This is a genomic window from Helicobacter trogontum (genome assembly GCF_000765905.2).
Taxonomy (GTDB): domain Bacteria; phylum Campylobacterota; class Campylobacteria; order Campylobacterales; family Helicobacteraceae; genus Helicobacter_A; species Helicobacter_A trogontum.
Genome location: NZ_JRPL02000006.1, coordinates 79,979 through 101,742, shown reverse-complemented (window position 1 = coordinate 101,742; position 21,764 = coordinate 79,979). Strand labels below are relative to the sequence as shown.

Here is a 21,764-nt window from a genome sequence, read left to right as displayed (position 1 = left end):
GAAAATGAACTCATGGGCATTTTTGAAAATATAAACGATAACAAACATGCTCTACACGATACAAGCATGGATCAAGAAAGCATAAACTTAGATATACAAACACAAAAAGAAGATTTTATAGTGCCAAGCTCCAACACAGATAATAATAAAGATAATATGGAATATGATCAAAAGGATCTTGAGGCAAACAACCACACACTAAGCTACATTCATACTGATATGACTAAATCGCGTGTTTTTAAAACTGTTCCAGAGCTGAGTAAAATCTGTGGCAAATCTTTAAAATCATAATAATTTTATAGTGAATTTCTATCTCATTCAGATCCCAATCATATCAATGAGACACACTAATAAAACAACGGATATATCACAATCACGAACATATCTTTTGTGGAAAATAGCATGAAATTAATAAACTTTTAATCTAAAAAACATTAACATAATGGCTTACATTCTAAAAAACGGCGAAAGGATAAGGGTATGCTAAAAAAAATAATAGCCGCAGGTGCAATCAGCATGGTTGCATGTGGAGTAAGTTTTGCTAAAACAGGTGCATTAGATATTATGGAGTGGGTATTGCAAGATGCAGAAAAAGCTGGTATCACATATAATTGCGTCGGAGATAACTCTCATGCAACCTGCCACTTTAAAAATATCGATGGCTTTTTATTTCAACTCAAGGATGTACGCACAGATATGTGGCTCAACGATAATGAAGTAAGGCAAGAAATATCGGGCAATATCGTTGCAAATCTTGAGGAAGATTTAAACAAATTTGTCCCAAAAAGCTTTACGTGTAATAGCACCTCTACACTAGAAGATCTACAAAATAGTGGCAATGGAACATGTGTTATTAAATCTGATGTAGCGACCTTGAGCCTAGATTCAAAAACACTTCTAGAATCTCGATCATTTCGATACAAAACTATGCCTACGCTTTTAGTGCAATACATCACAAAGATAAATCAGTTTAGCAAAGAATATGATCATATTCAAACAAAATATCAAAATGATTTAGAAGCATTGCGAAAGGAATCTGCGAGTGCATTAGATGATATTAATGCAGAGATTGAGATGCTAGAATCATCACAAAATCAGCAACAATGTGGTTGTGGTTGCATGGGCAATCCGACCAATGAGGCGATTGCCCAAAACAAAAAAACCAAAGAACGAATAACAGAAAGCTATACAAAAAAATACGACGAGATTCAAAAACGCTATGAAGAAGAAATGCAAAATTTTAATAGTTCTATTGTCGCATGGCTTAGTCAATATAACTATACCATACAAGAAGTACGCATACATGTTCGTTCAGATGGGCTTGCTGAAAGCGTAAGTAATTTGGCAAAAAAATACCTCACACTTAACAATGGTATTTCGTTTTTAAAAAATAAACAAACAAAGAATGCTGATATAGAAAAACGTATTACAGCACAATACTATTCTGCCTTGGAAGCTAGTCGTGCAGCAGGCATGACCTTTGTGGGTTATAGTCCATATTTAGCACCACATTTAAGGACAAGTTTGCAAAAAATTATCTCAGATCAAGCAAAGCTTTTAGATCCAAATGCAAATAAAAATAGTATAAAAATACTTATTACGCCTTTGAAGAACAACGCAACAATGAATTTAGGCAATGAGGCACAAAAATTTATTAATGCCTACAGCAAGGGCAGAAACCATGCCTTGATACAATCATTCTTCGATATTATAAATCAATATGATATTAAATCTGTACGCATGTGGCCAGAAAATAATTAAAGGAGAAAATAATAATTGATAATGATTAGTTCTTTATCAATTATCCAATAACTTAGGTTAAGTTATATCTATTACGCTAAGTTGCACGTTATTGTAATGCTGGGTATCTTGGGTGTAATGCAAGTAAAATAAAACAAGCGTGATTTTCATTTTTCAAATTATTGACATACGCTGACACAATGTATTGTGTTGGAACTTATGTTTTATTGCAAACTCAATCTATACTAACTTAGCAAACATATAATGAGTTTCTACAGCATACACACAAAAATAAGCTATAATCCACACAATTTATTACTATATCTACAATTTATTATTGAGGTTAGAATTATGACACTAGGGATAAATGGGCTTGGTAGGATGGGACGCACGATCTTGCGAGAAGCGATCAGAAGGGGGCATAACATTAAAGCACTTAATGATATTGCTAAATGGGAAATTTTGGCATATCTCATCGAATTTGATAGTGCACATGGCACGTTTCATCACGACGTTTCATACCACAACAATACATTGCTAATCAATAATCAATCAATACAAGTAAGCAACCATAGTGATCCTAAAGATATTGACTTTGGTGAAGTTGATGTTGTGATTGAATCAAGTGGGAAGTTCCTTACAACAGAATCTGTTCAACATCATTTGCAAAAGGGTGCAAAAAAGATAATTATTTCAGCTCCACCACAAGATGATACAAAGATGTTTGTGCTTGGTGTAAATCATATGGAATACAATGGTCAATCCATCATATCAAATGCTTCTTGTACAACAAACTGCATTGCCCCTATTTGTGCCATACTTGATAAGCATTATGGAATCATAAGTGCCACAATGACTACAATTCATAGCTACACAAATGATCAAAATCTACTTGATAATGCACATAGAAGTGATAAGAGAAGATCAAGAGCGGCTGCAAACAACATTATCCCAACCACAACAGGAGCGGCCATTGGATTAAAGAGGGTTTTACCAAATTTAGAGGGTAAAATACATGGACAGAGTGTGCGTGTACCTTTGATTGATGTTTCAATGGCAGATTTAAACTTCTACCTTAACAAAACTGCAAAACTAGATGAAATACACACTCTATTTGAATCTTATGCAAACGATAGTATGAAAAATATATTAAGCATTGATTCTAAATATCGCGTAAGTAGTGATTTTCTAGGAAGCACATATAGTAGTATTGTAGCAAAAGACTTAAGTGTGCAAGTTGGAAATATGTTAAAAATAATGGCTTGGTATGATAATGAAAGTGGTTATGCAAATAGAATTTTAGACATGGCAGAATTTATACTTAGATAAATATACGCAACACAATATGAAATCATACGAGATTAATTACTAAAGCATTCACTATATTAGAAATTCATATAAGAACTAATTTGACATTACATATAAATAAAAACTTATACACGATAGCTATAAGATTATGATAGTAATTCAAGACCCCTATATCACATAAGTTTATATTCAAGCACACTCCATTATATCATTGTCAATATATTGGAATTTTAATGCTACAATGATTATATATTCTGTGAAAGTAAAGGAAAATAATGAAGAAATGGGGTTTTTTCATTGCACTTACTACATCTCTCATTGTCATTGCTTGGGTTATATCAGAGCAAAAAGATGATGCACATAATACTCTTGTGTATACTGATTATGATATACACGATAATAGTGTAGTCAAAAGTGAGACGACTTATATTTCTGATTCTAGTCATACATTTAAGATCTGTCAATCCAGAGATGGTAAAACGCCATGTAAAGAAGTTTCGGGAGTGAAGCATGGGATACAAAAGTGGTATGGCAATGGCATTTTAAAGTATGAAGATTTTTATAACCATGGCAACCGCACACATACAATAGCATATTATGATAATGGATTAAAACGCAAAGAATGCTTATATCAAAATAATAAGCTTTCACAAACAAATATTTATGGTAAAGATAGTGCAAATTCTCTTATTGAAACGATATTTTACAAAGACGATGAGGAAGTAAGAAAATATTATATCCATAGCAAACTACGTAAAGAAGAGAAATATCGCAATAACAAACTTGTAAGTAGAAAGATATATGGGAGTGATGGTTTATTACAGCGACTTGAAGAGTATAATTTCATTGGGAATGATATAGATTCTTTTGACAATTTCTTTGAGGGACTTGATTCTGTAAATCCGTTCTTATTTGATTTTGAAAATCCAAACCCTATGCCAAGACAATATAAAGACAATAATACAAGAGATAATAGTCTATGGATTTAATCCTTGGTATCCGTGCGTGTAATGACACGCCCCTCTTTTTTGCTTTTAAAGCTAAATTTTATAATTCTAAATTCAAATTAATACACGCTATAGTGACACATCTGCCTTTGAGCTCCCACAGATATGATTAACCCATACGCATAACGCCCTGTTTAATTGGTACAAATTGACAAGATTCTAAAATATGGTTTGTAAGTGTATTGTCTTTTTGCTTTACAAAGCGTACAATGACCTGTCCACCATTATGGTACATTGGAGCGACAAGCACCCCATTTACCTGCAGTTGATCGATCAAAGTCTTTGGGATACTCTCCGTACATGCAGAAAGCAAGATTCTATCATAGGGAGCAAAAGAACTCCAACCATTCATACCATCATCAAGTTTTATATTAATATTCATAATCTGTAGCTGTGCGATACGCGCCCTTGCTTCAAGCCATAAAGATTCTATACGCTCAATGCTAAACACTCTGCGTATGAGATGAGATAACACAACAGCCTGATAACCACTTCCAAGCCCTATTTCCAAGACACTATCTGGTTCCAACACGCTATCTCCTAAATCATATGCCATCAGATAAGTTGTCATTTTTGCTACAGTAAGCGGTGCACTAATCCATTGTTCATCACTTATAGGCAACGCATTATCAAGATGAAATGCCGAATGTTTAATGACTGATGGGACAAAAAACTCCCTGTCAGTTTGCCGTAATGCAGCAATGACTCTAGGATCAAAGCTATCTTTAACATCCTTTAGCATTTCCATATTTTTTATTTCATGCAATTTCATATATGTGGGATTCCTGTATCAATATGCGTTCGCATTTTTGTAACTTCAGCAAGATTTACTTGTGCTTGAATGATCTCCTTGGAATCATTTTTATACACAATTCCATAAGGTGTAATAATACTGCTGCCTTTTGCATATTCATTGCCCGAACATGAACTAGCAATAACAAAGCTTTGATTTGCAATCGCTAAGGCACGTGTAAGTGTCTGAAAATGGACTTTCCTTGCCTTACCCCATGCTGCTGGAACAAAGATAACTTGTGCACCCTGTATCTTTTTCCATAAATCAATAAAGCGGATTTCAAAACAATTGAGCGCGGCACATAAGATTCCATCAAGCATAAAAGTTTTAATATCTTTGGCATCTCCAGCCTTAAAATGCAGGTGTTCATTACCTAATGGAAAAAGTTTTACTTTTTTTTGTGTATATGCTATGCGTCCTTGATGAAACACCTTCAAACGATTAACATAACCCCTACCCTCTTGTTCTATCATAGTAATTACAATGGTTTTGTCCTCACTTAGCTCTTGTAATCTTTTTGTAGCGATCTCACTAAATTCACTTGCCTCTGCCATTTTCTGGTATGCAAACCCTGTTAAGAAAACCTCACTCGCAAGAATATAAGAATCTTTTTCACACTCTAATATCTTTGCCTCAAGTCGCGCTAGATTGTCTTTCCAATTTGCCTTTGTTTTTAGCTGTAATGTATAAAAGGTTTTAAAAGTCGTCTTCAAATGTCAATTCTCCTCGCGTATAGTTACGCACTTTCGCTTCAAAAAAGTTTGTCCTTTGGTTGTTAAAATTTACCTGTTCCTCGACCCATTGTATAGGATTTTGTGTATTATACAAAATAGGATAATTTACTGCTTTCAATCTCTTATCTGCCAAGTATTCAATATATTGGCGGATAATTTTTGAGGTTAATCCAAGAATTTGTCCCTGTGTAATGTATTCTCCCCAACTAGATTCTAAATCAACAGCTTGGCGAAACATCTCCATAACCTCATCTTGCAATTCTTTTGTGAACAAATCTGGTCTTTCTCTACGCGTGGATATGATCATTTGTTGAAAAATTGTTAAATGTGTAATCTCATCACGCTGAATAAAACGTATCATCTCTGCACTATTTTGCATTTTTCCACTTCTAGCGAGTGTATAAAAAAATGCAAAACCACTATAAAAATAAATGCCCTCTAGAATCTGATTGGCAAACATAGCCTTCACAAGATTTGTTTCTGTTGGATTTTTTGCAAGATTTGCATATACATCAGCAATGTAATCATTTTTTGCACGAAGCTTATCATCCTTACGCCACATTTGATAGATCTCATCAGTATTTGTTGATATAGAATCTACCATAACTGCATAACTTTGTGCATGCAAAGATTCTTCAAAAGCTTGTCGCACTAAAAGCATATTTATTTCTGGACATGTGATGTATGGATTAATGTTATCCGTTAGGTTATTTGTTTGAAGAGAATCCATAAAGATGAGCTGTGCTAATGCCCTATCATATCCCTGCTTTTCCTGCAAAGTTAGCTCCATATAATCACGCTTATCCTGATTCATATTGACTTCTTCTGGAAACCAAGTATTTGCAAACATTGTGCGTAAAAGATTATATGCCCATTGATACTTGATCTTATTTAGCTCAAAGATCGCAGTAGGATTTCCTCCAAATATACGCCTGTCATTGACACTTTCTGTGGAATATGGATTATATATTTTCTTGCGAGATATTTTGTTGTTTGGTGATGGATTGTCAATATTAATGCTTTCATAATTCATACTCATATCCTTTCAATGTGAAATTATAACAAAAAGGCGCAATTTTACATACTTTTATTGGCGATTCGCGAACATATAAATGAAATAGCAATAAAGCCTACGCCAATAAGCCCTGTAATAATCTCACTTACTTCCATAAAAATCTTTAATAGCATAATCATTGCTAATGCACCTATAGCATAATGTGCACCATGTTCAAGATAAATCAGCTTTTGCAAGGTTTTACGCTCAACAAGATAAAGCGTTAGGCTACGCACAAACATAGCTCCAATACCAAGTCCAATCATGATAATAAAAATATTCTCACTTAAAGCAAATGCGCCAATCACACCATCAAAACTAAAACTTGCATCAAGCACTTCTAAATATAAAAAGCCCATAAGCCCATTACGCACTCCATCAGCCCCAAGCAACTTGTCAGCAGAATGAATGATTAAATAAAGCACAATAGCGCAAAAATATGCCATACCAACGAGTATATTATCTGTTAGAGCAAGCAAAATGATTCCAAGTGTAATTGCAAGCAACAAAGCAAAATTTGGGAATCTCATACAAAAACGCATAATTATATTATTTTCAATCCAAGTAAGCCAATGCACATCTTTATCATCGCTAAAAAAGAATTGTAAACACACCATAAGTAAAAATCCTGCACCAAATGCATAAATCTCAAAACGTGTTTCCTCAAGTGTTGCACGATACTCTTCTGGAGAATACAAAGCAAGGCTTAAAGTTTCAATTACATTCAATCTTGCCGCCACAGCTACAATAACAATAGGAAAGATAAAACGCATACCAAATACTGCAATAGGAATACCCCAATAAATAAAGCGTTTTTGCCACTTTATATCCATTGTATCAAGCACTTTTGCATTAACCACAGCATTATCAAACGAGAGACTAACTTCTAAGATAGAAAGCAAAATACATATATAAATCGCCTGCCAAGCCCCAACATAAAATGCCAAAACTAGCCCAACTAAAGTTACAACAAAAGAACTATAAAAATGCTTCATCACTCCCTCATTTTGTAGTAGAATAGTGTGCGTATTGTAGCATACTTTATATACATAATAATATAATGTGAATCTAAGTAAGTCTTCTGTCTGTATGTCTATTACTATTTTTACTGATATTTTGAGAAAAAATACTGCACTTTAAGTTTTTATTTGCTATAATTCTACAATTTTATTTCTAAGATTAGTTTTTACTTTTATATTATTTTTCACATTCATTATTAAGGGGATTTTCATGGATAAAGCAATTACTAAACGATTAGAAACTCTAGATTCTATACTGCTTAGACTACGCACTTCGATTAAGAAAAATGGCTTAAAAAACTCAAAACAAAGAGAAGAAATTATAGGTGTTCTCTACAAAAGTGGTACACATTTAAGCCCTGAAGAAATTGCCAATCAATTACGCATTAAAGATAAGAATACAAGCATTTCATCTGTGTATAGAATCTTAAGTTTCTTAGAAAAAGAGCATTTTATCACAGCACTTGAAGCAGATAAAACGGGTAGAAGATATGAGATTGCTGCTAAAGCCCATCATGACCATATTATTTGTTTGCAATGCGGAGAGATTATTGAATTTGTAGATTCTGATATTGAGAGATTGCAAGTTGATATTGCAGAGAAGTTTGGCACACAGCTTATAAGCCATGACATGAGACTTTTTGTGATTTGTGCTAAATGTAAAAATGCCTAGCTAAATGCAAAAAATCTTGCATACAATCACACTTTATCTATTACGAAAAAGCGTATTTGAACGCATTATCCTTTTATGTTTGTTTGTAGTGTCTTGTGTTACTTTGCTTAGCTATATCGAATATGATGAATGGGTGCTTACACAACGCAAACAAGTGGATATTACAACTATGCAAAGCAATATAGCCTTACTTTTTAAAGATTATGAGATTACGAGCAAATGTAAGAATGCGATTTGTTCCAATAAAGAATTAAAACAAAGGCGAATGCAAACTACACTGCCCTATACAACAAATCACTACACTTTATTTTTTACTTGTAAGGCAATGCTATGCTATGAATTTATACACGCCCTTGAAGCGTTGCCTACACTTTTTATACATCACATTTCATCTTCAAATATCACATTACAAAACACAAATCAACATATAGATTCTATGCAAGAGGATATTCAATTTACACAGGATATAAAAATCATATTCTCCATTGGGAATTATCAGATATGATGAAGCTTAAAATATTTCGCAAAAGTTTTATTTTGCTCTTTATTTGCACAGCCTTAGTATATATTATGTTTATAATAGGCAACACATTCTTTACACCACCAATGCATAATATAGAAACCAAATTGCTCTTTATACAACAACAAAAAGATATTGCACAAAAAGATTTTTCTTTTTTAACAAATCTCTTAAAGCCACAAGAAAAAAACCAAGTCTTAGATAATGAAACATTACTGCAATCACAAAAGGAGCAAGATATATCACCACAAATACCGCTAAGACTCCACGCCATCATTAACAACAAAGCATTAATTAATGAAAAGTGGGTTAGCCTCTATGATGAAATTGAATACAATTATAAAATCTATATCGTAGAAAAAATAACACAAAATAGAGTAGTTCTGCGTAATAAAGCTGATAAAAAAGACATGCTTTATCTTGAGATTTTTACAACGCCACAAGAACTTTTTTTACATATTTTTTAATTATATAAACACCACCACATGAATATGCCAAATTTATAGAGCACCAAAAATACTATAAGATAATAAAAACTAATCCAAACAACACTCAACATAAATTTTTATGCAGCAATCCATAGTGCTTTAGTATAAGTGCATTTCTATTTGCTATGATTTTTAATTCTTTACGTGCACTTTTGCAGTTGGGATAAAATCTCTCTACTTCCTGCCAAAATAGTTTAGAATGGTTTGGATATCTAATGTGTGCTAATTCATGTACCGCAAGATAACACAATAGCCTCTCATCGCACAATACATTACGATAATCAATCTTTATTCTTGCTTTAGCATCACATTGCCCAAGATATGATTTTGCATGACTGATTGTTAGCTTTGTATAGTTAAGCTGCATTTTTAATGCATATTCATCTAGTATTTCCTTTGATTTTACATATAATTTCTGACTTAAAGATTCTATAGTAAGCTCTTTTATACTCACCTGTGTCCCAAATACTACAAGGGTATTTGGATATTCATTTAAATACTGCTCTACTAGATTATTATTGATATTAAATTTTGTCTGCTGTTTTAATAAAAAGTTGTTTAATTGCACATGGTTTTCTTTTATGTATTGCTCTACAATCCTTTGTGTATTCTTAATATAATATGGAAAATGGAAAATAAAAAAACCTTTCACATCATACACAATACGCCATCTTTTAATGCGTTTGCTCATCTGAATCTCAAAATGAAAGCCCATAATTTCTTGCAACAATTACCCTTTTTTTGCTAAAATAACGGGGATATAGTAGCAAATCAACTTAAAGGTGTCAAATGCGTGTTTTATTGATCAAAGATGTAGCAAGTCTAGGCAAAGCAGGAGAAATAAAAGAAGTAAAAGATGGATATGGGCACAACTTCCTCATTGCTAAAGGACTTGCAAAACATGCTACAAATGAAGTCATAAATAAATACAAGGCGGAGCAAAAAAGACAAGCCGAACTAGAAGCATTGCAGATTGCAGAAGCAAAACAAATGCAACAAGCTTTGGAAAAAATTGAGCTTACAATTCCAAAAAAGGTAGGCACAAATAATCATCTCTTTGGTTCACTTACAAAAGATGAAATCTCAAGCGAGTTGCAGGCACAACACAGAATTTCAATCGACAAGAAAGCTTTTGAGATTCCACAAATAAAGATGCTTGGTAAATTTCAGGTAATTGTGAAACTTGGTCATGGATTACAAGCCAAGCTTAATCTCAATGTGATTGCAGAATAATTATATATCAAATATCAAGTATGGATATGACTGCATAGAAGCAGTTAGATTAATCTTTATTGCAGATAAAATCTGCGTAGTGTGTGGGCAAACTAGATTCTATATAATAAGATAAACCTATTGCAACAAATATTTACAGCCACAACATCTACAGCTACTTAATGCCCCATAAATTGAGCGTAAACAAAATAAGTCTATCACAATTAAGCACAAAAGTAAAAATAGTCTGATTTTGCAAACATACAACACGCTATAATGAGATAAGATTGAGAGTTGAGAGTATTGGTAGCAGCAGAGATTGTTACCAAACTCTCCACTTTTAATGTGTGCATCCCCTTATTAAAAGGTAATATTAACGATTGTATTTTTTTCTAAATCGTTCTACACGACCCGTTGTATCTGCAATTTTATCACTACCTGTATAAAATGGATGACAAAAGCTTGATATATCAATGCGTAACTCAGGCTTAGTGCTCAACACTTCAACTTCTTTACCACTTGTTACACAAGTTACCTTACAAGGAACATATTTAGGATGAATGTCTTTTTTCATGATAAATTATCTCCAAAACAATATAAATAAGCCGAGCATTATAGCTAAAACATTCTTAAATACAGCTTGTAAATTTCAAATTGCCATATTTTTGGTATAATCATTCACCCATAAAGGCATCTAATGACAAGGAATACTCAATGGCACAAAAAACAGAAATTGATTTTGAAACACATGTAGAAAAAGTAAAAGATATAATCAAACAATTAAACGACAATACGCTTAATCTAAAAGATGGCATGAAGCTATACAAGGATGCACAAGCACACATTAACACTGCAAATAAAATGTTAGAAGAAGCAGAGTTTGAACTAAAAAATGCTTTAGAGCAACAATGATATCTTTGTTGACACATAGCGGCGTTTGCATTTAATCACATTCAAAGTAAAGTCTGATAATTTTGATAAGGTAATAATATATCTAGGAAAATATAATGAACTATTTAGTTGAAATGGAACATGTTTCACATAAGTTTGATGTCGTGCTGTACGAAGACATTTCCATGCGTTTAAAACCTATGGAAAGCATAGCAATTTTAGGTGCCAGTGGTAGTGGAAAAAGCACAATTTTAAATCACTTATCAACACTTCTGCCACCACAAAAAGGACAAATCAATCTAGCACACCTAAAAGATGTTTATAGTCTTAGTGAAAATGATTTGCTCCTTTTGCGTCAGAGGATTCTTGGCATTATCTTTCAGACGCATTACCTCTTTCGCGGTTTTAATGCTATGCAAAACTTACAGATTGCTGAACTCATAGCACAAACACAAATCGATATGCAAATGCTTGATGAATTTGGTATAGCACATACACTTAAACAGCAAATTGGTGAATTAAGTGGTGGACAACAACAGCGACTAAGTATCGCACGTATTTTGACAAAAAAGCCAAAAATTCTTCTTGCTGATGAGCCAACTGGAAATCTCGATAAAGACACGGCAATGAGCATTATGAATTATCTTTTATCATATGTAGAAAAAAATGAAGCTGCACTCATACTGGCAACACATGATCAACAAATAGCAGAACTCTGCACTCATATTGTTTTGCTTGAAGATAAAACTTTAAAACAGCTAAAATGATGACTAAAAGATGCATAATTATCCATGACGCGACGTTGAAACAAACGAGCTTCATTTATCCAACTTTGAAACTCGTTGTCAAAACATGATATCTGATTGTGCGAGATTCCTAAGTTATGTTTGCAAATTTAAAACCAATACGCAAATCTCAATCATCTTCGCTGCAATAATTAACCCCAAGGTGTCTGAAAGACTAAAGAAGCTTGACATAAATCTAGTCATCATCAATCATTCTAGCAAAATATTTTATCATTTTCTATAGTCCTATGGCACCAAGCATTGATTTGTCTGTAATAGTTGCTTGAGTCTGGCATATTGAGCTTTTCTCATCTTTTCAACATTATCTGTCATAAATGCTTCATGCCTATATGTCATAAAGTCATTAGATTTATCCAATATTTGCATAGAATCTACCTAATATATCTAAAACGCCTTGCACATATTCATCATCACAACTTAGCACACCATTACCACTATAACCTCTAAACATACTAAAAAGCATGACATTTGCGATACATGCAATAAATTTTTACAATAATCCTTTCCTTAAAATACTCTAAATATCACAAAATAATTTCAAGATATATAGACAATATATTTTATATGTAGGAATATAAGATAAAATTTAAACTATCAATATAGAACAAAAAGTCAAACTATCTGATCGCATAAATAGCTGTATTATTCAAATGTTTATAGAGAATTAGCATTTTTAAGGCAGCTAGATTCTGAATCTGAAAACTTATTTACCATAACACTATTTTTTATGCTACAATTGTGCTTCCATTTTATGCGATGGATCTTTAGCTCAGTTGGTCAGAGCGCTCGGCTCATAACCGAGTGGTCGTAGGTTCAAGTCCTACAAGATCCACCACTTCACTGAATTTATTGAAATTTAGATAATCCAATAAGCTATACAAGTTTATACTAGTCAAATTACAGCTATCAAGGTAAAATAAATCCTAAAATCCAATTAATATACACAAAGTTTATATTCCAAACAAAAAACAATATGTATTACAATAAATTCTCATCCTAGATACAAAAAATATTTAATATAGACTCTAAAATTCTAGTGTGTTACTTCTAACTTAATAAATACTTTACTTGGTGTTGTGTTAAATGCGTAAGTTTTAGTCTTTAAGCACTATGGAAATCTAGTATATCTCTTAAATCTAAAGTGATATAATCGCAACCATTAATGATTTTCTTTCAATCTGACGCTACATAGCAAAAAAACATAATAGCGATATTGCTGTGAGTGCAAGTGTATTGTAAAAATAAATAAGAGATTCTATCTTAGTTTCATATTAGTAATTTTACAAGTATTGTTGCCAAAATCTTCATTGATATATCATCCAACATAACCCATTAATGAAACTTACCATAATGTCAAAAGCGTAGGATAAGTATATTTTAAACAAACACAAAAAATTATTTGAACAATCCAGTCATTGCAAACACGAAAAAATAATCAGAAGTAATCATAAAATAGCACACAAAAAGTTGTGATAAAAAGCAGAACGTTTATACTAATATCACGCTTTATATACACTTATTATTTAAAGATATTTTGTAGAGATAAATTCTACAGGTATATTTTACAATTACAGGTTATATGCAAGAAAGCTATTCAATGAGCATATTTCACTAGTTCCCATCTTAAAGCAACTCTTTATGTAAGAATGCACAAAAGCTTCTTTGATATTATTTACATGCATATTTAGTTATTTAATATATGCCAACCTTGCTTGCTCCATACATGCGATAAAGCGTATAGAAAATAATAATATTAGAAATCTATAATAATCCAAGTAAATAAAAAACCACAAGCTAATAATACACTAATATGAACAGGTGCTAAAAAGATAAAACAAGAAGTTAGAATCTAAGGAATCTACCCATTATAAAACTTATAAGTAAGTTTTTACATGTAGTTATAAAAAAATTATTGCTAATCAATCAAAGCTTTCATGTCTTTTATTGCTTGTTCTAATCCCACAAAGATTGAACGCGCTATAATGCTTTGCCCGATATTTAGCTCTTCTATGCCCTGTATATTTACAATATCTCTCACATTTGCATAGTTTAGCCCATGTCCAGCATATACATTTAGATTTGCCTTGCATGCTTGGTGCGTTATCTCTTGCAAATTCTGCACTTCTTGTGCCAACATAGCTTTTAGCCTCTCTCTATTGCATTCCAAAGTCTGTATGGAATTATGCATACGTGATAAATTGGAGTTAAGCATAAGCGAAAGATTTGCGTATTTTCCTGTATGCAATTCTACTGCGATAGGTGCTTTTAGAGATTCTGAGAAATCAGCACTTTTTTCTACACTCTCAATGTTTGGATCGATAAAAAGGGCTATTTCTATTTCATTATCTCTTAGAATCTTTAAAGATTCTAAGAGAGTTGAAGAAAGCTTTAGCCCACCTTCAGTAGTCACCTCATCTCTCTTTTCTGGCACAAGTGTTACTCTGTGTGGTTTGACTTTGCTTATTAGGTGTATCATCTCCAATTCACTGCAACATTCAACATTAAGCGGCAAAAAGCTAGACTCTGCAATACGATATAAATCACTATCATGTATATGTCTTCTGTCTTCGCGTAGGTGAAGTGTAATTTGATCTGCTCCTGCTCTTTTTGCAATAAAAATCGCTTCAAGTGGATCTGGATCATTTATCTTTCTGGTTTCTCGCAAATATGCAATGTGATCAATGTTGACGCCAAGCCGCATGTTTTCACCTCTATTTTAAAAAATATGCTAACATTATAGTAAAAAGATTTGCAGAAAATAAGACTTTATGCACATATTTTTTAAGATTTTATAAGGGGCATTTTTGAAAGAAAATATTTGGAAGCTAGATTCTAAAGCACTGCGGCAAATACAAGATACCTTGTATGATATTTGTGGTATTTATCTCACCGATACACGTCAAACAATGATACAAAACAGAATTAATTCACTACAAAAGGAATCTGTTTGTGCCAACATTAAAAGTCTTGATGAGCTTTTATGTCTTGTGAAAACAAATGCGCAAGTAAAGCAAGTTTTTATCAATAATTTTACTACAAACAAAACAGATTTATTTCGAGAATCTTATCATTTTAACGATATGCTTAACCGCACTTTAATACCACTTTTACGTAGTAATAGCCCAATAAAGATATTCTGTTCTGCAAGTTCAAGTGGTGAAGAGCCATATTCTATTGCAGCTACATGTCTCTATGCAAAAATGCTTTATAACTCGACCTCTTCAATTAAAATTATTGCAACAGATATTGATACAAATATGCTTGAACTTGCAAAAAAGGGAGAATATATGCTTGATTCTAGATTAAATAAGATTCCAGATTGGGTAGAGCTTGATAAATATTTTGATATTGTAAAGGTCATATCACAAGATGTATTATCCTTGCGTGCTAAGAGTAGTCTAAAAAGCATTATTACATTTCAGCAGCTAAATCTCTTTAACAAAACTTATCCCTTTAATGCTGGTGAATTTGATATGATTTTTTGTCGTAATGTGCTTATATACTTTAAACCCAAAGATCAAGAAAGCATACTTGCAAGATTACATAATGTATTGAAGATGGGTGGTACGCTCTATTTAGGACATTCAGAAGATATATTAGGGCTTAGTCCATATTTTGAGCGACTTGGCAATAAAATGTTTGTAAAAAAATCAGAAGCAACAATAAACATATTGTAAGGGAGAAAGCGATATGGCATTGAAAAGAGATGATAAAAAGAATAATAATGTTTTATCAAGACAAATAGAGCAGAAATATCACCCAGATTCAGTGTTGCCCAAAAACCCTTGTGTATTACCAAGAGATAAACTTATTGTCATCGGTAGCTCAACGGGTGGAACAGAAGCGTTAAATAAAATTTTTGCAGAATTACCTAGAGGGTTACCACCCATTGTCGTCGTACAACATATCCCAAAGCTTTTCTCCGCGTCTCTTGTTGCAAGACTTAATGCACATAGTCAAATTGATATTTTTGAAGTCAATGCAAAAACGCAATTGCAAAATGATTGTGCCTATGTTGCAAATGGTGATACTCATGTTGTAGTGAGCTATGAAAGTGGGAAATATTATGCTTCGCCACTTGAAGCAAATAGGGTGAGCAGACATAGACCAAGCGTTGATGTATTATTTAGAAGCACAAATAATGCATCAGGCAAAAATGCCCTTGCTATCATTCTCACAGGAATGGGTGATGATGGTATGATAGGCATGAAAGAGTTATTTGACAATGGTGCATATACTCTAGCGCAAGATGAGGCGAGTTGCGTTGTGTTTGGTATGCCAAAGAAAGCTATTGAGATTGGTGCTGTAAGAGAAATATTGCCTTTACAAAAGATTGCACAAAGAATTGTGGATTATGCACATAATAGAATCCAAAACACAGGAAAGAAAGAGCCAGACTTGCAAGTATAAATAATAAATACAAACAAGTAGTATTATAAGAAGACAATCAAAAACACTAAAAAGTGTGAGAAAGATTGCAAAAATGTTAAAACATAATGTCAGCCATTTTTTGATATGTGTGAATTTAGCAAATCTTATAGATTTATACTAGGCGATAATGTATCAAATCCCATCATTTGTATGGGGATTATCCAAGTATAGCCACCGATAAACAAACCGATCCTACAATAAATAAGCCTTTAAAGATCGCAGATCATAATAGGATCATTATGCTTAATATAATCCTACAAATCACTACTCACCCAGATAATATATCTAGCAGAATGCAAACAAGTTGGCATTAAGAAAACATGAAACATATACAATATATCTTCTCAAAATATAAAAACAATAATACTCTAGCCTGTTTTGGAGATCATATTACTATTAGAGATTATTGAATACATATGCTTTCAGAAATTTGTAGGCTAGATACTAGGAGAAAATGGCTTCGTTAGGAAATCTAACAGGACGAGATAACCCCAAATCTCTTCTATACCAAGAACATAATGCACTACTGCAAAAATTTGATATGTTTGCCTATCTTAATAGACAAGGATGTTTAGGTATAAGAAGCCAAATGACATTGCATATTGATTGCAAATTATAATGAGATTTTGAAATACGATTAGGATTTGGCATGTAAATAAAAAAATTAGTTATTCATTCAATTAAGGCATACTAAAAACACATAAGAATATGATTCAATTTCATTTTCTTATGTATCAAAACTAACAAACCTCTCGTTATATCTTATCGCCGAGTTATCTAAATTCAAGCACTACGTAAAATGAGCCTTGACACAAAAATTAAAATAGCGATTTAACAAGTTTTTTGCTAAAGACCTGTATGAAATATATAATGATTTTATATCCCCCATATAATCCTTAAGACTTTTTTAGAAAGCTTAACCTATAAATATGCTTTAGTTTTTCAATACTTTAAAAACTATACAAAAATCCTATCAATAGAATATGCAAGGATTTTATCTTTGAGTAAGTTAGGTATTTTCATGAAGAAAATGTGTAAAAACTACTGCATTATTTGCATTCATGCTAATTGCTTAACATTGCTTGTATTGCTTCTATTTTGTTGTTTAGTTAGATTTGTTACCAAGCAATATATAATCTAATCAATCTTTAATACCGCAAGAAATGCTTCTTGTGGTATTTCTACTTTACCTATTGCTTTAAGACGCTTTTTGCCCTCTTTTTGCTTCTCTAAAAGTTTTCTTTTTCGTGTAATGTCACCACCATAACATTTTGCAGTTACATTCTTGCCCATAGACTTCACGGTTTCACGTGCAATTACCTTATTACCAATACTTGCTTGAATTGCTACTTCAAAAAGCTGCCTTGGTACAATCTCTTTCATCGCGGATACAAGTGCTTTGCCTCTTTCATAGCTCTTACTTTTATCGACGATAACACTTAAAGCATCAACAACTTCTCCAGCTACACGCACATCAAGTTTTATGAGATTTCCTTCCCTATATTCAATAGGCTCATAATCAAAACTAGCATAACCTTTAGTTTGAGATTTGAGTTTATCATAAAAATCCATAATGATTTCATTGCTTGGTAGGGCATAAGTTAGCATCACACGATTTTCATTTAAATATTCCATATTTTCTTGCACACCCCGCTTGTTATTAAGCAATACGATAATATTACCTAAGAACTCACTTGGTGTAATAATAGTCGCCCTTACAAATGGTTCCTTAATACAGGCAATTTTTTGCTCTGGCGGTAACTCACTGGGGTTTTGCACCATAACTATACTGCCATCTGTCAAATGCACTTCATAGACAACCGTTGGTGCTGAAGCAATCAAATCAAGTCCAAATTCACGCTCCAATCGCTCCTTTACAACTTCCATATGCAAAAGTCCTAAAAAACCAACACGAAACCCAAAGCCTAAAGCAACGCTGCTCTCTGGCTCAAACTGCAATGCAGAGTCATTTAGCTTTAACTTATTTAATGCATCGCGTAAATCCTCGAATCGATCTGTATCAATAGGATAGATACCTGCAAATACAAAAGGTTTTGCTGGCATAAAACCCTCGATTGCCTCACTTGTTGGACTATCAAGCAACGTGATAGTGTCTCCGACTGCCATTTCCGTAACACTTTTTAGCCCAAGATTTAAGATTCCGATTTCTCCACTCTTTAATATCTCGCTGTTTTGCTTGTGGAGCGGGTGTGGGTATGCAAGCCCTAAGACTTGGTAAGAATTATTGGAGCTCATGGTCTTTACCATATCTCCCTTTCTAATTTGACCTTCCATAACCCTAATAAGTCCTAAAGCACCCAAATAATTATCAAACCACGAATCATATACAAGTGCTTTTAATGGTTTAGAATCATCTATGTGTGGTGGTGGGATCAGCGTCACAATGCTTTGCAATAAAGATTCTATACCCTGCCCTGTTTTTGCACTTACAAGTACCGCATTAGAACAATCAAGTCCCAAAATACTTTCAATCTCTGCGATAACTCGATCTGGTTGTGCTGCTGGTAGATCAATTTTATTTATCACAGGAATAATCTCAAGATTATTTTCAAGAGCGATATACACATTTGCAATAGTTTGTGCTTGTATGCCTTGACTTGCATCAACGACAAGCAACACGCCCTCGCATGACTTTAGGGATCGAGAAACCTCATAACTAAAATCCACATGTCCAGGTGTATCAATCAGATTCAAGATGTAAGTTTGTGTGCCTTGTTGATAAAGTAGTCTTGCGCTTTGAGCTTTAATTGTGATACCTCTTTCCTTTTCAATATCCATGGTATCCATCATTTGATTACTTACTTCACGCTTAGATACACTGCCACACGCTTGTAATAAGCAATCAGCAATGGTGCTTTTACCATGATCAATGTGAGCTATAATAGAGAAATTTCGAATATTACTTTGCATGTTATGCCTTACAGAATTAAATTACGACAATGAGTTTTTAAGTTTTTTACTTTATGTTTTATCGTAAATAGCTAAGAGGATTGGATTCTATCAAAAAATATACCTAATTGTCAAAGATAAATTTTATTAGGCTTCTTATCACAAAAATATTTTAATCTTGATTACATCATGTTGATATGCAAAATAGAAGTTGCTATCATATAATATGAACATAATTGCGACTTATCTGTTTTTTCAAATCAACAAAATTGCGATCTAGTTTTTTGCATTTTTGCGAATCTAACTTAATTGTTTTTAACTATATAGATTATGTTTAGTAAGGGTAGTTTTGATTATACATAGTTACATAAAAAACTTATTTATTAAGAGCTTATGAATAAAAACCACTGAGCAAAAAATTAGTTAGGGATACATGAAATCATATAAATCCTTCTTGATAAATACTCAAAAGATGAGTTAAAAATATGTCATACTTAAGACATTTAATTAGCAAAATTATAGTAATACCCCAACTAAAACCATTAGAGTCATAAGTTTGTTTGCCTTTATTAAAACAATGACTTTAGAATCCAAGAATAGAATCATATCTGTTTTTATACACTTTGATAGGAACAACCATGAAAAAATCACAATTAAAACAAGAACTTACATTACGGCAACTTACAGCAGAAGACATAGAAGAGTTTAATGAGCTTTTGCGTTATGCATTTCAAGTAACAGAAAAAGATCTTTTGGCGTTTGGTTGGAATAATGCTGCCATCAAACAATCAAAATATCCCGTATTAAAAAATGCCTATGTGCTTGGCTGGTTTAATAAAAATAAGCTAGTTTCTCAAATCGCACTTTATCCCATGCAGATAAATATCTATAACACAATCTTTGATATGGGTGGAATAACAGGTGTTGCTACCTATCCTGAATATTCTGGCATTGGGCTTATGGCAGACCTAATGAAAGAGATTCTAGCTACCATGCGAAAAAACAAACAAAGCATATCATGCCTTTATCCTTATTCAATCCCTTATTATCGTTCGCGTGGCTGGGAAATTGTTAGCGACAAAATGACTTTTAGTATGAAAGATCATCAAACCCCAAAGGTTCCAAAGGTTGATGGAATCATACGCAGAGTAGAATGTGATCACAAGGATTTAATTGCCTTGCATGATGAATTTGCCAAACAAACACATGGCTGTCTTATTCGCAATAAACTTGCATGGGATGAATATTGGCGATGGGATGTTGATGATGAGGTTATTGCAATATATTATGATAGTAATGATAAGCCAACTGGCTACATTGTCTATCTACTTGAGAACGATGTGTTTAAAATCAAGGAACTAGTATATCTCAATAAAGAAGCTCATTATGGAATCTGGGGTTACATAAATGCACATCAATCTATGTTTGACAAGGTAAAAGGAGCTAATTATAGCAATCATAATCTTGCGTTCTTGCTGGAAGATGGTCACATAAAAGAAACTACACAACCCTATATTATGGCACGCATTGTTGATGTTATGCAGTTTTTATCACAATATCCCTTTGATTCTATAAATATGGACGTCGCACTTTGCTTTATTGTAAGCGATCCTCTACTTGAATGGAATAATAAGCAATTTATCGTGCATTTTACTGCAAATGCAAAACAAGTAAGCGTTGTAGAAAAAGAGTATGATTCTAAGACTACATCTAGCCAAGCAACTTATGCACTACATATTGACATCCAAACGCTTATAACTATGCTTATGGGATATAAACGACCGCTCTATTTACGTCAGATTGGCAGACTTGATGCTAGTGATACAACAATTGATATTTTAGAAGAGATTATCCCAGAAGGAAAGGCATATTTTAGTGATTATTTTTAATATCTCTAGTTAAGAAAATAATATCATGGTTATTTTTTATACCACAAAGATGTTGCAACTAGATTGCATAACCCTGTGATTGTGTTTTACCTGCATATATTCTCTTACAATTAACGATTATTTTGTATTATTTCATAGTGTATTTGCAAGAATATTTTTACAACAATTGCAGGGGTGGAGTATGTTAGATCCAAAGTTTGAAAAACTATTGCATTCATTAAAACAAGCACGTGATATTGATGATTTAGCAAAAATATCTATGAAAAATATAGATTCAGAAAATTATAGC

Annotated in this window: 22 protein-coding genes and 1 tRNA gene; 14 read left to right on the top strand and 9 right to left on the bottom strand. The window is 32.9% G+C overall.

Going from position 1 to position 21,764, the window contains the following annotated elements:
* The first annotated feature begins 480 nt into the window (after nucleotides 1-480).
* The 3 genes from LS81_RS04165 to LS81_RS04155 all read left to right on the top strand — a co-directional run bounded on the left by LS81_RS04165 (nucleotide 481) and on the right by LS81_RS04155 (nucleotide 4,037).
* Nucleotides 481-1,761, top strand: coding sequence for a hypothetical protein (locus LS81_RS04165; protein WP_034344236.1), 1,281 nt, complete (start codon nucleotides 481-483; stop codon nucleotides 1,759-1,761).
* A 330-nt stretch (nucleotides 1,762-2,091) separates the two neighbouring features.
* Nucleotides 2,092-3,069: a type I glyceraldehyde-3-phosphate dehydrogenase gene (gene gap / locus LS81_RS04160; protein WP_034344238.1), complete on the top strand. Its 978-nt coding sequence runs from the start codon at nucleotides 2,092-2,094 to the stop codon at nucleotides 3,067-3,069.
* Between the two features lie 254 nt (nucleotides 3,070-3,323).
* On the top strand, nucleotides 3,324-4,037 hold the full coding sequence (locus tag LS81_RS04155) for a toxin-antitoxin system YwqK family antitoxin (RefSeq protein WP_034344240.1): 714 nt from the start codon (nucleotides 3,324-3,326) through the stop codon (nucleotides 4,035-4,037).
* A 127-nt stretch (nucleotides 4,038-4,164) separates the two neighbouring features.
* On the opposite strand, the gene LS81_RS04150 is transcribed toward LS81_RS04155, so the two are convergent.
* Genes LS81_RS04150 through LS81_RS04135 form a run of 4 tightly spaced genes read right to left on the bottom strand, consistent with a single transcriptional unit; the run spans nucleotide 4,165 to nucleotide 7,631 of the window.
* Nucleotides 4,165-4,821, bottom strand: a complete 657-nt coding sequence (locus LS81_RS04150; protein WP_199768805.1) for a protein-L-isoaspartate(D-aspartate) O-methyltransferase — start codon at nucleotides 4,819-4,821, stop codon at nucleotides 4,165-4,167.
* Between the two features lie 2 nt (nucleotides 4,822-4,823).
* Nucleotides 4,824-5,561: a carbon-nitrogen hydrolase family protein gene (locus LS81_RS04145; RefSeq protein WP_034344243.1), complete on the bottom strand. Its 738-nt coding sequence runs from the start codon at nucleotides 5,559-5,561 to the stop codon at nucleotides 4,824-4,826.
* Nucleotides 5,545-6,615 (bottom strand): ribonucleotide-diphosphate reductase subunit beta, encoded by a 1,071-nt coding sequence (locus LS81_RS04140; RefSeq protein ID WP_052096393.1) that lies wholly within the window; start codon nucleotides 6,613-6,615, stop codon nucleotides 5,545-5,547. Before LS81_RS04140 ends, LS81_RS04145 begins: the two co-directional genes overlap by 17 nt.
* 44 nt (nucleotides 6,616-6,659) lie before the next feature.
* Nucleotides 6,660-7,631 (bottom strand): DUF475 domain-containing protein, encoded by a 972-nt coding sequence (locus LS81_RS04135; RefSeq protein WP_034344245.1) that lies wholly within the window; start codon nucleotides 7,629-7,631, stop codon nucleotides 6,660-6,662.
* A gap of 235 nt (nucleotides 7,632-7,866) precedes the next feature.
* On the opposite strand from LS81_RS04135, the gene fur reads away from it, so the two are divergent.
* From fur to LS81_RS04120, 3 genes are all read left to right on the top strand, one after another.
* On the top strand, nucleotides 7,867-8,328 hold the full coding sequence (gene fur / locus LS81_RS04130) for a ferric iron uptake transcriptional regulator (protein WP_004084175.1): 462 nt from the start codon (nucleotides 7,867-7,869) through the stop codon (nucleotides 8,326-8,328).
* Nucleotides 8,329-8,332: 4 nt separating this feature from the next.
* Entirely contained in the window at nucleotides 8,333-8,833 is a 501-nt protein-coding gene (locus LS81_RS04125; protein ID WP_081955860.1) for a hypothetical protein, read from the top strand.
* A gap of 101 nt (nucleotides 8,834-8,934) precedes the next feature.
* Complete coding sequence (locus LS81_RS04120) at nucleotides 8,935-9,315, top strand: hypothetical protein (RefSeq protein ID WP_237022198.1); 381 nt, start codon at nucleotides 8,935-8,937, stop codon at nucleotides 9,313-9,315.
* Nucleotides 9,316-9,400: 85 nt separating this feature from the next.
* On the opposite strand, the gene LS81_RS04115 is transcribed toward LS81_RS04120, so the two are convergent.
* Entirely contained in the window at nucleotides 9,401-10,063 is a 663-nt protein-coding gene (locus tag LS81_RS04115) for a M48 metallopeptidase family protein (protein ID WP_034344249.1), read from the bottom strand.
* A 62-nt stretch (nucleotides 10,064-10,125) separates the two neighbouring features.
* Between LS81_RS04115 and rplI the strand changes: the two genes are divergently transcribed.
* A complete protein-coding gene (rplI, locus tag LS81_RS04110; protein WP_034319403.1) occupies nucleotides 10,126-10,569 on the top strand; it encodes a 50S ribosomal protein L9 in 444 nt (147 codons plus the stop codon).
* 352 nt (nucleotides 10,570-10,921) lie between these two features.
* On the opposite strand, the gene rpmE is transcribed toward rplI, so the two are convergent.
* Entirely contained in the window at nucleotides 10,922-11,122 is a 201-nt protein-coding gene (rpmE, locus tag LS81_RS04105; RefSeq protein ID WP_005219927.1) for a 50S ribosomal protein L31, read from the bottom strand.
* Between the two features lie 140 nt (nucleotides 11,123-11,262).
* Between rpmE and xseB the strand changes: the two genes are divergently transcribed.
* Both xseB and LS81_RS04095 read left to right on the top strand, forming a co-directional pair.
* Complete coding sequence (gene xseB, locus LS81_RS04100; protein WP_034319405.1) at nucleotides 11,263-11,460, top strand: exodeoxyribonuclease VII small subunit; 198 nt, start codon at nucleotides 11,263-11,265, stop codon at nucleotides 11,458-11,460.
* A gap of 95 nt (nucleotides 11,461-11,555) precedes the next feature.
* The gene (locus LS81_RS04095) at nucleotides 11,556-12,206 is read left to right on the top strand and encodes an ABC transporter ATP-binding protein (protein WP_034319407.1); all 651 of its coding nucleotides are present in this window, start codon (nucleotides 11,556-11,558) and stop codon (nucleotides 12,204-12,206) included.
* A gap of 264 nt (nucleotides 12,207-12,470) precedes the next feature.
* Here LS81_RS04095 and LS81_RS11230 read toward each other — a convergent pair whose 3' ends face one another.
* The gene (locus tag LS81_RS11230; RefSeq protein WP_158659405.1) at nucleotides 12,471-12,611 is read right to left on the bottom strand and encodes a hypothetical protein; all 141 of its coding nucleotides are present in this window, start codon (nucleotides 12,609-12,611) and stop codon (nucleotides 12,471-12,473) included.
* Between the two features lie 392 nt (nucleotides 12,612-13,003).
* Between LS81_RS11230 and LS81_RS04090 the strand changes: the two genes are divergently transcribed.
* A tRNA-Ile gene (locus tag LS81_RS04090) sits at nucleotides 13,004-13,080 on the top strand.
* Nucleotides 13,081-14,160: 1,080 nt separating this feature from the next.
* On the opposite strand, the gene LS81_RS04085 is transcribed toward LS81_RS04090, so the two are convergent.
* Nucleotides 14,161-14,946: a pyridoxine 5'-phosphate synthase gene (locus LS81_RS04085; protein ID WP_034344252.1), complete on the bottom strand. Its 786-nt coding sequence runs from the start codon at nucleotides 14,944-14,946 to the stop codon at nucleotides 14,161-14,163.
* Between the two features lie 103 nt (nucleotides 14,947-15,049).
* On the opposite strand from LS81_RS04085, the gene LS81_RS04080 reads away from it, so the two are divergent.
* The 3 genes from LS81_RS04080 (at nucleotide 15,050) to LS81_RS12475 (ending at nucleotide 16,990) form a co-directional block, all read left to right on the top strand.
* Nucleotides 15,050-15,922 carry a CheR family methyltransferase gene (locus tag LS81_RS04080; RefSeq protein ID WP_034322386.1) on the top strand — a complete coding sequence of 291 codons (873 nt, stop codon included), beginning with the start codon at nucleotides 15,050-15,052 and terminating at the stop codon, nucleotides 15,920-15,922.
* Between the two features lie 13 nt (nucleotides 15,923-15,935).
* Nucleotides 15,936-16,655 (top strand): CheB methylesterase domain-containing protein, encoded by a 720-nt coding sequence (locus LS81_RS04075; protein WP_052089258.1) that lies wholly within the window; start codon nucleotides 15,936-15,938, stop codon nucleotides 16,653-16,655.
* 167 nt (nucleotides 16,656-16,822) lie between these two features.
* A complete protein-coding gene (locus tag LS81_RS12475; RefSeq protein WP_158659406.1) occupies nucleotides 16,823-16,990 on the top strand; it encodes a DUF1643 domain-containing protein in 168 nt (55 codons plus the stop codon).
* A gap of 823 nt (nucleotides 16,991-17,813) precedes the next feature.
* Here the strand turns inward: LS81_RS12475 and lepA are convergent.
* Nucleotides 17,814-19,607: a translation elongation factor 4 gene (lepA, locus tag LS81_RS04065; RefSeq protein WP_034344253.1), complete on the bottom strand. Its 1,794-nt coding sequence runs from the start codon at nucleotides 19,605-19,607 to the stop codon at nucleotides 17,814-17,816.
* 617 nt (nucleotides 19,608-20,224) lie between these two features.
* Here lepA and LS81_RS04060 point away from each other — a divergent pair.
* On the top strand, nucleotides 20,225-21,475 hold the full coding sequence (locus LS81_RS04060) for a GNAT family N-acetyltransferase (protein ID WP_034344255.1): 1,251 nt from the start codon (nucleotides 20,225-20,227) through the stop codon (nucleotides 21,473-21,475).
* Nucleotides 21,476-21,764 lie beyond the last annotated feature (289 nt).

Bases quoted from the DNA above. Each gene is read 5' to 3' on its own strand.
- LS81_RS04165 (WP_034344236.1), top strand. From the start codon at position 481: ATGCTAAAAAAAATAATAGCCGCAGGTGCAATCAGCATGGTTGCATGT.
- gap (WP_034344238.1), top strand. From the start codon at position 2,092: ATGACACTAGGGATAAATGGGCTTGGTAGGATGGGACGCACGATCTTG.
- LS81_RS04155 (WP_034344240.1), top strand. From the start codon at position 3,324: ATGAAGAAATGGGGTTTTTTCATTGCACTTACTACATCTCTCATTGTC.
- LS81_RS04140 (WP_052096393.1), bottom strand. From the start codon at position 6,615: ATGAATTATGAAAGCATTAATATTGACAATCCATCACCAAACAACAAA.
- LS81_RS04135 (WP_034344245.1), bottom strand. From the start codon at position 7,631: ATGAAGCATTTTTATAGTTCTTTTGTTGTAACTTTAGTTGGGCTAGTT.
- fur (WP_004084175.1), top strand. From the start codon at position 7,867: ATGGATAAAGCAATTACTAAACGATTAGAAACTCTAGATTCTATACTG.
- LS81_RS04125 (WP_081955860.1), top strand. From the start codon at position 8,333: ATGCAAAAAATCTTGCATACAATCACACTTTATCTATTACGAAAAAGC.
- LS81_RS04120 (WP_237022198.1), top strand. From the start codon at position 8,935: ATGCATAATATAGAAACCAAATTGCTCTTTATACAACAACAAAAAGAT.
- rplI (WP_034319403.1), top strand. From the start codon at position 10,126: ATGCGTGTTTTATTGATCAAAGATGTAGCAAGTCTAGGCAAAGCAGGA.
- rpmE (WP_005219927.1), bottom strand. From the start codon at position 11,122: ATGAAAAAAGACATTCATCCTAAATATGTTCCTTGTAAGGTAACTTGT.
- xseB (WP_034319405.1), top strand. From the start codon at position 11,263: ATGGCACAAAAAACAGAAATTGATTTTGAAACACATGTAGAAAAAGTA.
- LS81_RS04095 (WP_034319407.1), top strand. From the start codon at position 11,556: ATGAACTATTTAGTTGAAATGGAACATGTTTCACATAAGTTTGATGTC.
- LS81_RS11230 (WP_158659405.1), bottom strand. From the start codon at position 12,611: ATGCAAATATTGGATAAATCTAATGACTTTATGACATATAGGCATGAA.
- LS81_RS04085 (WP_034344252.1), bottom strand. From the start codon at position 14,946: ATGCGGCTTGGCGTCAACATTGATCACATTGCATATTTGCGAGAAACC.
- LS81_RS04075 (WP_052089258.1), top strand. From the start codon at position 15,936: ATGGCATTGAAAAGAGATGATAAAAAGAATAATAATGTTTTATCAAGA.
- lepA (WP_034344253.1), bottom strand. From the start codon at position 19,607: ATGCAAAGTAATATTCGAAATTTCTCTATTATAGCTCACATTGATCAT.
- LS81_RS04060 (WP_034344255.1), top strand. From the start codon at position 20,225: ATGAAAAAATCACAATTAAAACAAGAACTTACATTACGGCAACTTACA.